The organism is Enterococcus sp. DIV0213h (assembly GCF_051711285.1).
GTDB classification, from domain to species: domain Bacteria; phylum Bacillota; class Bacilli; order Lactobacillales; family Enterococcaceae; genus Enterococcus_D; species Enterococcus_D casseliflavus.
The window spans coordinates 613,463-628,325 of record NZ_JBIOMH010000001.1; the positions used below are offsets into that span (position 1 = coordinate 613,463).

The 14,863-nt window shown below is 43.0% G+C and carries 14 protein-coding genes and 1 pseudogene; 10 read left to right on the top strand and 5 right to left on the bottom strand.

The window, feature by feature from the left end; all coding sequences use genetic code 11:
• Window positions 1-148: 148 nt before the first annotated feature.
• Complete coding sequence (locus tag IGI77_RS02850; RefSeq protein WP_005232083.1) at window positions 149-568, bottom strand: DUF2000 domain-containing protein; 420 nt, start codon at window positions 566-568, stop codon at window positions 149-151.
• Window positions 561-1,394 carry a helix-turn-helix domain-containing protein gene (locus IGI77_RS02855; protein WP_438769438.1) on the bottom strand — a complete coding sequence of 278 codons (834 nt, stop codon included), beginning with the start codon at window positions 1,392-1,394 and terminating at the stop codon, window positions 561-563. The genes IGI77_RS02850 and IGI77_RS02855 overlap by 8 nt, the downstream gene beginning before the upstream one ends.
• Before the next feature lie 367 nt (window positions 1,395-1,761).
• Between IGI77_RS02855 and IGI77_RS02860 the strand changes: the two genes are divergently transcribed.
• Window positions 1,762-1,866: a putative holin-like toxin gene (locus IGI77_RS02860; RefSeq protein ID WP_438769439.1), complete on the top strand. Its 105-nt coding sequence runs from the start codon at window positions 1,762-1,764 to the stop codon at window positions 1,864-1,866.
• Window positions 1,867-2,025: 159 nt separating this feature from the next.
• Here the strand turns inward: IGI77_RS02860 and IGI77_RS02865 are convergent, their stop codons facing one another.
• A complete protein-coding gene (locus IGI77_RS02865) occupies window positions 2,026-3,417 on the bottom strand; it encodes a PLP-dependent aminotransferase family protein (RefSeq protein ID WP_438769440.1) in 1,392 nt (463 codons plus the stop codon).
• Window positions 3,418-3,507: 90 nt separating this feature from the next.
• On the opposite strand from IGI77_RS02865, the gene IGI77_RS02870 reads away from it, so the two are divergent.
• The 7 genes and pseudogenes from IGI77_RS02870 to IGI77_RS02900 all read left to right on the top strand — a co-directional run bounded on the left by IGI77_RS02870 (window position 3,508) and on the right by IGI77_RS02900 (window position 11,082).
• Window positions 3,508-4,476, top strand: a complete 969-nt coding sequence (locus IGI77_RS02870; protein WP_438769441.1) for an ornithine cyclodeaminase family protein — start codon at window positions 3,508-3,510, stop codon at window positions 4,474-4,476.
• Window positions 4,473-5,258: a PhzF family phenazine biosynthesis protein gene (locus IGI77_RS02875; RefSeq protein WP_142973083.1), complete on the top strand. Its 786-nt coding sequence runs from the start codon at window positions 4,473-4,475 to the stop codon at window positions 5,256-5,258. The genes IGI77_RS02870 and IGI77_RS02875 overlap by 4 nt, the downstream gene beginning before the upstream one ends.
• Before the next feature lie 278 nt (window positions 5,259-5,536).
• A complete protein-coding gene (locus tag IGI77_RS02880) occupies window positions 5,537-7,576 on the top strand; it encodes a BglG family transcription antiterminator (RefSeq protein WP_438769442.1) in 2,040 nt (679 codons plus the stop codon).
• A complete protein-coding gene (locus IGI77_RS02885) occupies window positions 7,573-7,854 on the top strand; it encodes a PTS sugar transporter subunit IIB (protein WP_005227537.1) in 282 nt (93 codons plus the stop codon). The genes IGI77_RS02880 and IGI77_RS02885 overlap by 4 nt, the downstream gene beginning before the upstream one ends.
• 16 nt (window positions 7,855-7,870) lie before the next feature.
• Complete coding sequence (locus IGI77_RS02890; protein ID WP_438769444.1) at window positions 7,871-9,235, top strand: PTS ascorbate transporter subunit IIC; 1,365 nt, start codon at window positions 7,871-7,873, stop codon at window positions 9,233-9,235.
• A 22-nt stretch (window positions 9,236-9,257) separates the two neighbouring features.
• Entirely contained in the window at window positions 9,258-10,115 is an 858-nt protein-coding gene (locus IGI77_RS02895) for a transketolase (protein WP_005231438.1), read from the top strand.
• Window positions 10,116-10,118: 3 nt separating this feature from the next.
• A pseudogene (locus IGI77_RS02900) lies at window positions 10,119-11,082 on the top strand (transketolase family protein).
• A 114-nt stretch (window positions 11,083-11,196) separates the two neighbouring features.
• Here the strand turns inward: IGI77_RS02900 and IGI77_RS02905 are convergent.
• Both IGI77_RS02905 and IGI77_RS02910 read right to left on the bottom strand, forming a co-directional pair.
• Window positions 11,197-12,663, bottom strand: a complete 1,467-nt coding sequence (locus tag IGI77_RS02905) for a PH domain-containing protein (RefSeq protein ID WP_438769445.1) — start codon at window positions 12,661-12,663, stop codon at window positions 11,197-11,199.
• The gene (locus tag IGI77_RS02910; protein ID WP_005227545.1) at window positions 12,653-13,144 is read right to left on the bottom strand and encodes a PH domain-containing protein; all 492 of its coding nucleotides are present in this window, start codon (window positions 13,142-13,144) and stop codon (window positions 12,653-12,655) included. Before IGI77_RS02910 ends, IGI77_RS02905 begins: the two co-directional genes overlap by 11 nt.
• Window positions 13,145-13,394: 250 nt before the next feature.
• Between IGI77_RS02910 and IGI77_RS02915 the strand changes: the two genes are divergently transcribed.
• Both IGI77_RS02915 and IGI77_RS02920 read left to right on the top strand, forming a co-directional pair.
• Entirely contained in the window at window positions 13,395-14,114 is a 720-nt protein-coding gene (locus tag IGI77_RS02915; RefSeq protein WP_016609705.1) for an ABC transporter ATP-binding protein, read from the top strand.
• On the top strand, window positions 14,111-14,851 hold the full coding sequence (locus IGI77_RS02920; RefSeq protein WP_016609706.1) for an ABC transporter permease: 741 nt from the start codon (window positions 14,111-14,113) through the stop codon (window positions 14,849-14,851). The genes IGI77_RS02915 and IGI77_RS02920 overlap by 4 nt, the downstream gene beginning before the upstream one ends.
• Window positions 14,852-14,863 lie beyond the last annotated feature (12 nt).

The following is a 14,863-nucleotide window of genomic DNA, read 5'->3' on the forward strand; positions in this document are numbered from 1 at the left end:
GAGTCTGTTTCAGACTGCAGATTCTCTTTTTTTCAATCAGTCACAGGAGTAAAAAGTTCAGAAATCGTGGGATTCATTTTATTCTAATGGATGGCAGAATTTTATAAAATTTAAGACCAGTTGAATCAATGGGCCTATTAGCAAGAGTTTACCGATACAACGGCAAGCTGCCAGCGACTTTATTGATACTCTTTTTCTTGCCTTTTAAACAAAGACCAAAATAAGCCAGTGTTTCTGTGGGAATTGTCTCAAGCGTCTGACGGTATTGCTCGTAAGAATTGGTGGTCTGAGCAACGTCGGAAAAATCAATGATAGTTACTTCTGGATCCGCTTGTTGACTGATCGATTCACGAATGGTCTGCAACTGTTCCTTGTTCGTTTTTAAGATAGGAATGGGGAAGTTGACAATGCCAAGGTGTTTTCTGCCCGTCGAATCGTAAATATCTTCTCCGATTCCTTCGGGAAACAATTTGCCTAAGGTTGCGCCTAAAATTGCTGCAGTATTTGCAACTAAGCCAATCGGTAATTGTTCATCGATAATCATGACACATTTTTCTTGGTTATTCATACGTTCTCACTCCATCTTCTTGGTAAATTGTTTGGTAAGCTTTCGGGGTGACCCCAATCAAGCTTTTAAAGATACGGGTAAAATGACTTTGGTCACTAAAACCTGTCAGAAAAGCGACTTCTGCAATTGCTTCTTGTGCTTCTAGTCTTTTCTTGGCAGCACCGATGCGCACCGTACTTAAATATTGAAACGGCGACAGCCCATACGCTTTGGTAAACTGCCGAATCAAGACGTACTGATTCATTCCAAGAACGTCACTTAATTCACTCAAGGACAATTTTTCGGCATAATGTTGATCGATATAGGCTTTTGCCGCTGCGGCTTTATTTGACACCGGGTCCGTTTGTTCGTGGGTGAAATCCGCATACTGAACAAGCAGGTCGTGAAGCAGACAAGTAAAGCGTTCTTGCTTTTCAAACTCATCACCGTGATCCGACAGCAACAGCTGGTGCACTGCATGAAATTCCTCTTTTTCTTTCACTTGGCGAATGACCGGTTCAGGAAAGTGGGGCGTCAATTGAGTGTTAAAAATTTTTTGTACTTGTACCGCCATGTTCTCCGGGGTTAAGTGGATATTACGGTAAACCAGCTTCTCCTCCGTGAGTTGCTGGCAGCGGTGGGCAGCCTTTGGCGGAATCAAAATCAAGTCGCCTGCTTCAACGATATAGCAGGTATTTTGACAGGTGAATTGACGCGTCCCAGCTTCCATCAAGCCAATCACATAATATTCGTGCCAATGGTTAGGAAACTCCTGCTGGATGCTGTTAAATAATAAAGCTTCTACACCAAGGGTGCTATCTTGAATGATTTTTCGTTCATTTCTCATCTGCATTCTCCTTTTTGTTACTATAACAAAAGTGGTTTTTGGTGAATAGAATGATATTGACTTTTGACTATTTTTCTTGATGGAAGACACTTGGTTGGGACTGAGAAAAGGGGCTGGAGAAGGTCGGAAAAGAGTGGATCAGGCTTGAAGAGAGAACAGCGGGTTATTTTGACGAATTTATGGAATGAATCACAGCAGATGGACCATGCGCCGTGAAAAAATAATGATAAATCCTTGGCATTTGAAAGTTTTATTGATGGAAGTATGGGACCATTTGACTGCAGTAAAGTTTGTGACGGTGGCTATCTTTGAAAGGTGGTGGTGCTTATGAATGTAAGTACTAACTCTTCAGAAAGGAGAAGCCTTTTTGTCCACAGCGGAAGCAATCGGGCTAATGATCAGTTTTGGTACATTTACCGCCATGCTGATCTTTGGTATCCTAGCCGCAGTGAAAGATGACAAAAAAAAATAACCGTCAACTTTAGCAGGAAAACGGTTATTTTTTAAATAATAATAAACTGTTGCCTTCTTAAAAGGTGCGAAAGAGGAGTTGGTGACGCAACTCCTTTTTATATGGAGCGTGTAACAAAATTGCAAAATCTGTTCAACGGATTGCTGATTTTTTAGACAGCTACTGATAGGTCTTTAAGGAGTCCTTTACAATACGCAATCCTTTTTCTAATACCTCTAAATGATTCGATGACAGGGACAATCGAATAAATGGGTCCATTTGCTTTTGGGTCGTAAAACGATTGGAATGATAGATGCGCACGCCTTTTGCCAAGTAGTCTTGTTCAATATCGAATTGAGCAACATCTGAGCGAATCGGTAAATGACGATAATAGGGATAGACTGCTGGTTTTGATTGGCAGTCAAAGATCACGTCAAAAAGTGCATTCGCTTGTTTCGTAAGAGCAAATTTTTGATGAAGAATGGTTTGCGCCACTTCACTGTTCAAAACCTCGGTAACGATCTCTGCCTCCAAAGGTGAGGTTTTTACATTGATCGTGAAAATGGCCTGTTCGATTTTCCCTCGGACCGCTTCTGGAAAAACAAGATAAGCGATCCGCAGTCCCGAACAGATAAATTTGGTCATTCCAGCCAGATAAATGACTTGTTGAGGGAGCAGCGCTTGAAAGGGAGCGATCACTTTATTTTGTTGATACGTCGTTAAAAAAGAATGAATATCATCTTCGATCACCCACAATGATTCTTCTTCGATAATTGTTGCGAGTGCTTTTCGTCTGGACTCGGTGATTTGAAAACCAATCGGATTATTGCAAGAAGGCATCACGAAGAGTCCGTGTATTTTTTTCTTGCGGCATTCTTGTGCAAGTACTTCCGGACGCATTCCTTCCTGATCGTAATCGATAGGAACAATTTCTAAATGGAAGAGGTGTGCCAACTCAATAAAATTTGAGTACGTGTAACGATCAACTGCGATCCGATCTCCTGGAGAAAATAAAGCTGCCAAGGCAATCGCTAAGCCGTTTTGTACACCAGAAACAATCGCAGTCGTGTCTTTGTCTGCTTTGACCCCTTGCGTCCTTAACCAGTTGCTGGCGGTCGTCAATTGATAATCGGATCCTTGAGGTTCTCGATAATTCATGATCCCAACAATATTTGAATGATTGACGACTTTTTGAATCGTGGGCAGTATCAAGGAATTGCATTCTTCAAAGGAACTGACGAGTCCCAGATCAATGATGTGCGTTGCCACATTGCTGGTAGAAATAGAGATAGAGTCGAATGCATTGGCAGAAACATAAGTGCCGCTGCCAATCTGGCTATAGAGAATTCCTTTCTCGACACCATATCTATAGGCTTGACCAATCGTAGTGAAATTAAGATCTAAGAAATCTGCTAACTCTCTTTGAGAGGGTAAGCGGGTATTTTTGGCGAGCTTGCCAGAGAGGATATCTTCTTCTAAGCGCTTGATCAAGGAACGATAAAAGGGACGGGTAAGCTGCGTTTTGTCTGGGCGCCAACTAAGGGCATAATCTTCATAAGAATTGATGGGCATAAGAACACCTCCTAAATTGTATTCCATACAATTATATCATTGATTGTATGAATTGCTGAGAGTAGGATAATGAAAAAAGGAGGAATTTTTATGGAGATTATAACAGAAGAAGAGATTTTACGTGAACTGACATTTCCTGAAGCCATTTCGGCTATGAAAAACTGCTTTCGTGATTTTGAGCAGCAAGCTGTTTCTCAATGGCAAAGAGCGGTATTGCCGTTGCCAGACCAAAAGCAAGGAAATCTCTTTGCTTTAATGCCCGCTTACTTAGGTCCGAACCGAGTGTATGGCGCAAAAATCATGTCCTTTTTCCCAGAGAACGGAACGTTACAGCTGCCGACTCATTTAGGACAAATTCTTTTGCTTGATAGTCAGAATGGGGCGCCACTCACGTTAATGGATGCGAATAGTATTACTTGGATTCGCACGGCAGCAGTATCAGCAGTAGCGACGAATTATTTAGCAAAGAAAGAAGCGGCCAAATTGTCACTAATTGGTGCGGGGCATCAAGCTTCCTCCCATCTACAAGCGATGCTGACTATTCGTCCGATCCACACTGTATTTGTTTATGATCTAGATAAAAGAAAACTAGCGAACTTTGTTGAATCAGTCAAGAAAACTTATCCGCAGCTGCAGGTTATTGCCTGTAAACATCTGATGGAAGCGACACGTGAGACCGATATTATTTGTACCTTAACACCTAGCAAGCAGGCGTTTTTGGATAAAGATATGGTTTCACCTGGCACTCATATCAATGCGATCGGAACCTTTACCCCAGAAACACGGGAACTCACCAGTGATTTAGTGGCTTCGGCTAGTGTATATGTGGATGATTATCAAGCAGCACTGCAAGAAAGCGGCGATCTTCTGATTCCAATCGCAGAACAATCCTTTCATCCTGCTGCTATCAAAGGGGCGTTAGGGGAATTAGTTACTCATAAATGTCACGGACGAGAGACAAAACAAGAATGCACGGTTTTTGATGCGGTGGGACTCGCAGTAGAAGATCTCTATTGCGCAGAGTACGTATACAACAAACGAAAGGGAGTAGGAAAATGAACTTAGCGTATTACGTAGTAGATGCTTTTGCCACAAAGGTTTTTGAAGGAAATCCAGCGGCCGTTTTTATTTTACCAGAGTGGCTGCCAGAAGATCTGATGCAGAAAATCGCGATCGAGAACAATTTATCGGAAACAGCCTTCGCCGTAAAAGAAACAGACTCTTATAGCCTTCGCTGGTTTACGCCGGATCGTGAAATTGATCTTTGCGGACATGCAACGTTGGCAACAGCGTTTGTGCTGTTTCATTATTATGAACCTCAACGAACTTCTATCGTTTTCCAAACAAAATATAGCGGACAGCTGCGGGTGACGAAGGAAGGGGGGATTTTATCACTGGATTTTCCAGCGATTCGCCCAGAAAAAACGGCGATATTGCCTGTATATGAAGAAGCGATCGGTGCCAAAATCAACGAGGCTTACTTGGCAAGAGATCTTTTCTTTGTATTGGATAATGAAACCCAGATTCAACAGTTAACACCTAATTTTTCTTTAATAAAAACCTTTGAGCAAGGGGTCGGCGTGATCGTGACAGCTCCTGGGGAAACGGTCGATTTTGTTTCTCGAACCTTCTTTCCTAAGTTGACGATTGATGAAGATCCTGTTTGCGGATCGGCTCATTCGAACCTGATCCCCTATTGGAGTAGCCGATTGAACAAGACCCAAATGACCGCAAAGCAACTCTCTGCACGAGGAGGATTTCTTGAGTGTACCTTAGCAGATGAACGGGTGATCATTGGCGGAAAAGGTGTGCTTTATGCGAAGGGAACCTGTTTCTTATAAGCAATCTAGATTTCATTTTCCTAGAGTTTAGTCCACTTTTGCCATCTGTTTCTATTACTTATCACTTTTGAAAGGCGAATCATCAAGCTGATTCGCCTTTTTTGCGTTAAAAAACAAATAATGGTCATCGCATATCCTCTTTTTATGTAAAAATGGTATGGTAATCCTTGAAATCACCTCTTCGGTCCATCGTTAAAAAAAAACGGAGTTTCAGTTGTACCGAGAAATGATGGCGATTTCATTTTGTGCAAGCTATAGTTTAGGTGGGGGTAGCAAATATGATTCATTTCAAATTGACGTATCTGTTTTCAGAACCAAATGTTGAGGCGTTTCTTGATTTGACGAAGTGGAGGGATGAGGAATTTTTGGCGGAGATTGCCAAAATCAATCAAATCACTGAACAGCGGTTGAATCAACGAATCATGATTCATGAGGGAGAAGTTTTGATTCCTTCACTGATTCAACGAAAATGGCCGGAAATTCTTTTCGATGTCCAGAAGAATACGTTGTTTTTTTCGGAAGAAGAGCGGCGGTCCATGATTTATCTTCTGACTTTTTCAGCAGTGAAAGATTTATCCGTCTATCAGTTTCAAGAGCTGTTCTATGTCAGTAAAAATACGATTTTGAAGGATGTAAAGGGGATCAGAGAGGAACTTGCAGCTTTCAAGATTCAACTATTGTACTCTCGAAAATATGGCTTTTATCTAGAGGGAGAGGAATATCAGATTCGCGCTCTTGCCTTTCGAAAGGTCAGCACGTTATCCAATACGAAAAACGGGAACTTGCTCTTATTTGAGGGAATCTATGAGCAGGATAAAACGATCTATGTTCAAATCAGAGATCGTTTGTCCGCAACACTGACTGATTTCAATCTGGTGATCGTTCCGAGTCGCTTCGAAGAAATGCTTTATTTTCTTAATTATCTATCCTTTCGGATGGCAGAAACGGCTGTTTCTTTAGCGGAGACAGAAATACCGCTGCTCCAGTCGCTGCATGTCCATCAAGTCAGTCAGCAGTTTTTAGCAGAATTTCCTGACATCAAAGATCGGAAAACAGAAGAACTTTATGTAACGATCCTGTTGAAAACGATTCTGCAAGGAGATATCGAAGATACTTCATTAGAGTTTTTATTGGAATGTGCCAGTAAGATCATTCATGAAATGGAACGGCTGGCAGCTATCGAGTTTGTGGACTATCGCACCCTTTTGATGAACACATTCTATCATCTTGTCCCAGCGTATTTTCGAATCCGCTACGGTTTTCCACTGGAGAATGTACTGATTGAAGAGATCAAGCTGCAATACAATGAGTTGTTTGAACTGACGAGACGAGCACTGGGTTCTTTAGAAGACCTAGTCGGCACGATCCCTGATGAAGAAATCGGTTATTTTACGATTTTGTTTGGTGGAGAAATCAGTAAACAAAAGGCCAAACGTGATTACTTCCAACTGAATGCATTAGTCGTTTGTCCCAGTGGCATCAGTTCATCCTTGATTTTGGAATCAGAATTAAAGGAACTGTTTCCCCAGATCCATTTTTTGCCGGCTCGTTCGATCGAAGAGTATGAAAATGTTCGGTTTAATGAAGAGATTGATCTGATTTTTTCCAGTGCGCCGATCAAAACCAAACGACCCTGTTATGTGATCAATCCGATTATGACACCCATTGAGAAGGATGAACTGGTTAAAAACGTACAAGCGGCATTTTTCCCTTCAAAAACTGGATTGCAATCCATTGACGATGTGTTAGAAGTGATTTTGCCCTATGTTGATTTAAAAGCAGGAATCAGTAAGCAAAAGCTGAGAAAAATTTTGCAAAGAAAAATCAATCGAGAATTGAATAGAAGGGAAGACCAACGTCCGATGTTATCAGATTTATTAACAGCAGAAACCATCCAATTTACCGAGGTGCCGCTGACTTGGCAAGAAGCCATTCGAGCAGCTGCTGCGCCATTAAAAAAGACCAATAAAATTGAGGAGCAGTATATTACCGCCATGATCAATAAAGTGGTGGATCACGGTCCTTTTATCCATATTGGAAAAGGCATCGCTTTGCCTCATGCACGTCCAGAAGATGGGGTCAATGCCATCGGGATGTCGTTATTAAAAGTCAAAGAACCAGTGCTTTTGAATGATGATCCGCAACACCCCATTCACGTGTTTATATGTTTGGCGGCGGTTGACAATGAACTCCATCTAAAAGCGTTAGCGAGTTTAACTAAAATTTTGTCGAATAATGAAAAACTAACTGCGTTACTTTCCGCAACCAATGCGGATCAAATAATTGAAGTGATTAGAGAAGGAGAAGATGAAAAATGAAATTTGCAGCAGTGTGTGGGTCAGGATTAGGATCAAGTTTTATGGTGGAGATGAATATCAATTCTGTTTTAAATGAACTGGGTGTCTCAGGCGTGGAAGTGTCCCATTATGATTTAGGAAGTGCTGCACCCGATATGGCGGATGTTTTCTTCGTTGGCGGCGATTTAGCCGATAGTGCGCAGCATCTAGGTGAGATCGTAGTTTTAGACAGTATTATCGATCTCGATGAATTGAAGCAAAAGGTTCAAGCCGTTTGTCAGGAAAAAGGATTACTATAAAAAGGAGTAGACAGTCATGAACGAATTTTTAGATATTCTTGTTGATATCGCGAGTACCCCAGCGATCTTAGTTGCGCTGATCGCCGTTTTGGGGAATGTGCTGCAGAAAAAAGACATTGCCACGATCGTCAAAGGGGGCATCAAAACCTTTGTTGGGTTTCTCGTGGTCACTGCCGGGGCTGGGGTGATCGAAAGCTCTCTGGCGCCATTTGGGGAGATGTTCCAAGCAGCCTTTAACATGCAAGGGGTCGTACCAAATAACGAAGCGATCGTTGCGCTAGCGTTGACAACTTACGGCACCTATACCGCACTTATTATGTTAGCCGGAATGGCCTTCAATATTTTGATTGCCCGTATCACTCGCTTTAAATACATTTATTTGGCTGGGCATGCCACGTTGTATATGGCGTGTATGATTGCGGTGATTTTGAGCGTTACTGGAATGAATACTTTTAATCTAGTTTTATTTGGGGGCTTAGCGTTAGGGATCTGTAACACGATTTTCCCAGCGATCGCACAACCGTTTACCCGAGAAATTACTAAAAATGATTCCGTCGCATTGGGGCATACGGGGAACTTCGGCTACGCATTGAGCGGGTTGATTGGGAAATACGTCGGCAATAAGGAAAAATCTACCGAAGACATCAATTTTCCGAAAGGCCTGTCTTTCTTGCGGGATTCTACTGTTAGTATCACGATTACGATGGCGCTTGTATACGTGATCGTAGCAATTTTTGCTGGGAGTGAATTTATTACGGAAAATCTTAGCAATGGCACGAACTCGATCATTTATTCGTTGCAGCAAGCAGGTTCGTTTGCCGCTGGTGTCTTTGTGATTTTAGCTGGTGTCCGTTTGATTTTGGCAGAAATCGTACCAGCCTTTAAAGGGATTTCTGAAAAGCTTGTTCCTAATGCGATTCCTGCATTGGATTGTCCAATCGTCTTTCCTTATGCGCCAAATGCTGTTCTGATTGGTTTTCTAACCAGTTTTGTCGGTGGGATCGTTAGTTTGATCATCATGGTCTTCACAGGAACAACCGTTATTATTCCAGGGGTCGTACCCCATTTCTTCTGTGGCGCAACGGCAGGTGTTTACGGCAATGCAACGGGTGGTGTGCGAGGCGCCGTCATTGGGTCCTTTATTCATGGGATCATTATCAGCTTTATGCCGATCTTGTTGATGCCAGTCAGGGGGGATCTTGGGTTCCAAGGATCAACTTTCTCTGATACCGACTATGGGGTTGCAGGGATCTTCCTAGGAAACCTAGCCAATATGGGCGGTCAAATCGCCATCTTCTCAGGGATAATTGCGGTAGTCGCGGTCTTGATCGGATTGACGATTTTCAAGAAAAACAGTCGGGCAAAATCTGTTTCTGAATAAATAGAGGATGGAGGGATAAATAGTGGCAATCAGTGAACAAAAATACCACGAGCTTGAAGAATTAGCGGCAAAGATTCGTTTAGATACCCTTTGCAGCATCAAGAAAATGGGACAAGGCCATCTGGGCGGCTCCTTTTCAATTGTTGAATTATTGGCCGTTTTGTACGGCAAACAGCTGCGAATCAATCCACAAGATCCACAGTGGGCGGATCGTGACCGACTCGTCTTGTCAAAAGGGCATGCTGGCGCCGCCTTGTATAGTGCATTAGCAAATACGGGCTATTTTGATCGGTCGTGGTTATGGACGATCAATGAGGGCGGCACGAGACTGCCTTCCCATCCGGATCGCTGGAAAACGCCAGGGGTTGATGCCACTACAGGTTCACTGGGACAGGGAACTTCCATGGCTGCTGGGATCGCGACAGGCCTGCGCTTGGCAGGCAAGGACAATTTTGTTTATTTGATCGTTGGAGATGGTGAACTAAATGAAGGACAGTGCTGGGAAGCCTTCCAATACATTGCCCACTTTAAACTGAATCACTGTATCGTCATTATTGATGACAACAAAAAACAGCTAGATGGGCCAACCAAAGACATTCTTGATCCCTTTGATATCCAGCAGAAGATGACTGCTTTTGGCTTTTATACAGAAAAAGTTCCAGGGGCAGACATGCAAGCCATTGATGAGGCAATCGAGCGCTGCAAAGCAATCGAAGACCAAGCGGTTTGCATTGTCTTGGACAGCGTGAAAGGACAAGGCGTTCCTTTCTTTGAAGAACTAGATGCCAATCACTCCGTGAAGTTTACCACGGATGAGATCAATCAAGCGGCAGAAGCGGCAATCAAAGAATTGACGATAAAAATCGAAGGAGGACGCTAAGGCATGTTTACATTAAGCAAAACCACTGCTGCTGGTAAAGAGCTACGAACATGTGTCGTTGACACATTGGTGGAACTCATGGATGAAAATAACCAGCTAGTTGCGTTAGATGCCGACCTTGGTTCTGCCAGCGGCTGGACAGCGATTGCCAACAAACATCCCCAACGCTTTATCAACATGGGGATCGCGGAAGCCAATATGGTTGGTGTCGCAGCTGGCTTGAGTTTAACTGGTTATACACCTTTTATCCACACCTTTGGGCCATTTGCGACGCGTCGGGTAATTCGATCAGCTGTTTATTTCTGGCGGCTATGGCGGCAATACGATCAATATTTACGGTTCTGATCCAGGGTTTGCAGTCGGGCACAACGGCGGCACCCATACGACATGGGAAGATGTGGCTTTGATGCGAATGATTCCCCAATCGGTCGTCTGCGATGCAGCGGATGAAGTCCAAATGGCGTGGATCATAAAAACCTTTAGCCAATTATCAGGCATTCATTACGTACGAGGCAATCGGAAAGCGGTTCCGATGATTTATGAAAAAGGCTCGACCTTTGAACTAGGAAAAGGCAATATTTTAAGACCAGGCGATGAACTGTTGTTGATTGCTAGCGGACAATTGGTTTCTGAAACACTGCAAGTGGCAGAAGAATTAGCAGAAATAGGAATTAGCTGCGAAGTGATCGACATGTTTACCATCAAACCAATCGATAAAGAATTGATCCTCCGCGAAGTTCAGGGGAAACGGCAAGTCATCACCATCGAAAATCATTCTATTACCGGTGGACTAGGAAGTGCCGTCGCCGAAGTACTTGCTGAAACTGGCAGTGCTGTCCCCTTAAAACGCATTGGTGTCAATGAACGATTCGGTCAAGTCGGCACACCCGATTTTTTGCAAAAAGAATATGGCTTAGATGCTGCTTCAATCAAGCAGCAAATAGTCGAGGGGAAGGCCAGGGGATAGAAAAAGGAAGCATCAGCGACTCAATGGTTGATGCTTCCTTTTCATTCCTTTCAGATCTTGTAAAAAAAGCGTCAAACAGCGTGTCAGTCCTGCTGTTTGATGCTTTTTTATGAACTAAGACAAAAACCAGCGCCGTAAGTTTTCTGCTTCGGTTAATGGAAAGTAGAACAGCTTACTTTCGGTGAGAGTATCTTCGGTTTTGATGGTTAGCTGTGACTTGCCAAGCCCTTTTTTGTGCTGCCAATACGTGGTGGTGACAGTGAAATCTTGGATTTTATTTTTCTTCAGATAAGCGGTCACCTTCGTAAGACCGCGAATCGTTTGGCACAATAATACATGGTTATCTAAAAATTGATAGCCTTGTATTTTGCCTCGCCAGATGCTTGATAACACGAAGGAGCCAAAGAACACGAAGAAAATCAGCGCTAACCACCAGAAAAAGAAGGCGGAGATTCCTACAGCAAGCAGTCCGATCAGCAGCGGCCAACGGCAGAAGTACCAAAAGTTGGGTCGTGGATTTTTCACTAGAGCGGTTTGTTGAAACGACCATTCGGGTAAAAAGCGGGTCAATGTTTCGGTCAGCTGCGCCTCTTTCAAAATGGGGAACAGATAGACCGTATCGTCGCTTTCTGACGAACTGCCAGCAGCCAGCAGTAATTTGACGGAGCTCAGATGAAAGATTCTTCGATAAAGGTTTTGTTCGACACTCAGCCCTTGGATCCTAGCGAGGGGAATCGTTTGGTGACGTTTAGAAAACAAGCCTTGCGTGATCAGCAGCTGTTGCTGGTTCGTTTCCACCGTAAAGCCATAATAACGGAAAAGATTCCTGGCGATCGCAAGGAAGAAAAACAAAATCAGCAGCCCGAGTAAAAGTGCAGCACCTAATAAAAGGCCAAGTTGCTGCAATTCCGATGCATAGGCAAAGAAATTGGGAATGTTGTCGATCACGTTGTAGCCGATGACTAGAACCAAGGTGAAAACAGAAAAATCAGTGAGAGAAAACAAGAAAATCTCCTTGAATTTCAAAGTGAATGTTTCTAGCGGCGGCTTGGCTGACTTCTCAGCTGAAAACGCAGCATAATCGTCGGTTGGTTCTTCTCTACTAGTTGTTTGGGCAGTCGGCTGTTGTGTTGTCGCAGCCGCCTTTTTTGACGCTTCGATAGAGGCAATGAGAGCCAGCGGTAATGCAGGGAAAAGAATTTCGGCTTCACCACTCGAACTTGCGGCGCTTTCCAACTTCACTTCAGCTAATTTAAACGGACGTAAATAAAAGTAATGATTCTCTTGAATGGTTTGGATGCGTTCAAACGGCAAAATCGTTTGTTTTTGAATAAAGAGTCCTTTGTTGACTAGTACACTCGTTTGATCGATTTGAAAGGTAAAGCGGGCGTAAGACAGTACCGCAAAAATCAGACAGACCAGTAAAAATAGCAGAATGCCGCCCAGAATCATCGGAAAAGAAGGGGCGTCGTTGAATAATTTGAATACAAGCAGAAATGCTAGTACCAGAAAATTTTTGCAATTTTTGAACCAATAAAGACCGATACACAGCAACGGCAGTCGTTGTTTTTCATAGATCATCTTTGACCACCTCGACTAAATTCATGATGGTTTCTCGCAAGCGTTCGGCTTGCGCCACTGGCAAGCCTTCAATGGTGTGGTTGGTGGCAGCCGTATGGATCTGTAAGGAGACTAAAGCGTATTTTCGCAAAAAGATCCCTTGGTCCGTTTCGATGTGCTGGATTCGGCGGATCGGAATATACGTGGTGCTGCGAAATAGATAGCCACGTTGAATAGCGATATCCTTTTCTTGGATCTCGTAGCGATGGAATTTGTAACGGTAGCTCATCAGCACAAAAGAAAGCAGATGACTGATCAAAGTCAGTGCCAATAGGCTTGACCAAAGGGCGAACACCCAGAAATGAAGCCAGTTTTGCATGGATAAAAACCAAAAAGAAGCAGCGAAAAGTAAACTGAAAATGATTAGTGAAGTAATTGTCCGCAACCGCCAAACACGGATGATGGTCTGAGGCATTTGTTCATTTAATAAGGGATAATTCAAGGGAAACGTCCTTTCTACATAGAAATAACTGGTTTACCCACAAATATAGTGGAGATAGAAGAAAAAAACAAGCTTAGAAATTAAAAATAGTTAATTGTGATTTAAATAGTGTAGCTCTATCGAACAAAAAGAAAAAGCCGCTTTTAGCTAACCAATGAACATGAGTTTGTTCGTCATGAAAAAAAGTGAGTCTGCTATTGACTCTCCCTCAAGAGGAGACAGTATGCTTTAGTAGAAAGGGGCGATTGCTATGGAAAAAATGATTGAGGTTGCCGAACTATCTAAGAAAATCAATGGTAGGAAAATTATTGATCAACTTACCTTCACCGTAAAAAAAGGCGAGGTGTTCGGCTTATTAGGACCGAATGGAGCTGGTAAAACGACAACGATTGAAACAATTTTAGGTATCAAAACACCAGAGGAAGGTTCTGTCAAAATTCTCGGATCAGATCCTCAAAAAAAGCGGCGTGAGGTATTTGAAAAAGTGGGGGTTCAGCTTCAATCTTCAAGTTATCAGAACAATATTCGCGTCGGAGAATTGTGCAAAGAGATGACGCTCTTGTATCGACAGCCTCAAGACTATCAAGAGCTTTTGCGTTTGTTTCAGCTGGAACCATTCGAATCGCAATTCATCGACAAACTTTCTGGTGGGGAAAAACAAAAGCTTTCAATTGTACTCGCGTTGATCCCGAATCCCGAGGTGATTTTTTTGGATGAATTGACAACGGGACTGGATACAAAAGCACGGAGAAGTGTCTGGCAAACGCTCCTCAAACTAAAAGAAGCACAAATGACGATTCTATTGACGACCCACTATATGGAGGAGGCGGAGATTCTTTGTGATCGGCTATGCATCATCGCTCATGGGCGCAAGGTAGTTGAAGGCAGCACGAAGGAGCTGTTAAAACGAAGCGGTCAGCAAAAACTTGAAGAGGCATATCTTTGGTTTGTAGGGGAGGAGATAGAATGAGCAAAGTAATGAAACTAGCAAAAATTGAAGGAAAGTTAGCGTTGCGAGGAATCGATGGGATCGTCTTTGGTATTGGCATGCCGCTGGTCGTCCTGTTTTTGACCAATATGATCGGTGGAGAGAAAGTGATTGGTGCTACTTCATATACATTTCAAGAGGGCAGTTTTGCTTCGTTGCTGGTGGTGGGGATTTGCGCAACAGCCTTTATGGGGATTCCGTTAACTATCTGTGATTATCGAGACAAAAAGATTTTGAAACACTTTTTTGTTACCCCAGCTTCTCCAGTTCATCTGATTGCGGCTCAAGTGGTAGTAGCTGCAGCGACTGCACTACTCTCAGCGATAGGTGTCGCATTCGTGTCGGTGGTATTTCTCGACTATCAAATGAAAGGCAGCTGGATAGTATTGATAGCTAGCTATTTTTTCGTTATGATTGCCATGTATAGCCTAGGACTATTGATTGCTAGTTTGTGTAAAAATATCAAGATTGCCAATCTCGTATGCACAGTGGTTTATTTTCCCATGTTGTTTCTTTCTGGGGCAGTGATTCCCTTTGAGCTCTTTCCAGAAGGTGTGCAAAAAGTCGCTAATGTTCTGCCATTGACACAAGGCGTTAAATTGTTAAAGAGTGTGAGTCTCGATCAACCAATCGGTGACCCTCGATTCATTCTTTTTCTATTGACAGTGGTGACGATCATAGGATTTGGTTTGGCAGTTAAGCTTTTCCGTTGGGAATAACAGGAAACGGAG

Coding starts and splice junctions, on each gene's coding strand:
- IGI77_RS02875 (WP_142973083.1), top strand. CDS start 4,473: ATGAACTTAGCGTATTACGTAGTAGATGCTTTTGCCACAAAGGTTTTT.
- IGI77_RS02865 (WP_438769440.1), bottom strand. CDS start 3,417: ATGCCCATCAATTCTTATGAAGATTATGCCCTTAGTTGGCGCCCAGAC.
- IGI77_RS02905 (WP_438769445.1), bottom strand. CDS start 12,663: ATGATCTATGAAAAACAACGACTGCCGTTGCTGTGTATCGGTCTTTAT.
- IGI77_RS02920 (WP_016609706.1), top strand. CDS start 14,111: ATGAGCAAAGTAATGAAACTAGCAAAAATTGAAGGAAAGTTAGCGTTG.
- IGI77_RS02885 (WP_005227537.1), top strand. CDS start 7,573: ATGAAATTTGCAGCAGTGTGTGGGTCAGGATTAGGATCAAGTTTTATG.
- IGI77_RS02850 (WP_005232083.1), bottom strand. CDS start 568: ATGAATAACCAAGAAAAATGTGTCATGATTATCGATGAACAATTACCG.
- IGI77_RS02870 (WP_438769441.1), top strand. CDS start 3,508: ATGGAGATTATAACAGAAGAAGAGATTTTACGTGAACTGACATTTCCT.
- IGI77_RS02890 (WP_438769444.1), top strand. CDS start 7,871: ATGAACGAATTTTTAGATATTCTTGTTGATATCGCGAGTACCCCAGCG.
- IGI77_RS02880 (WP_438769442.1), top strand. CDS start 5,537: ATGATTCATTTCAAATTGACGTATCTGTTTTCAGAACCAAATGTTGAG.
- IGI77_RS02915 (WP_016609705.1), top strand. CDS start 13,395: ATGGAAAAAATGATTGAGGTTGCCGAACTATCTAAGAAAATCAATGGT.
- IGI77_RS02855 (WP_438769438.1), bottom strand. CDS start 1,394: ATGAGAAATGAACGAAAAATCATTCAAGATAGCACCCTTGGTGTAGAA.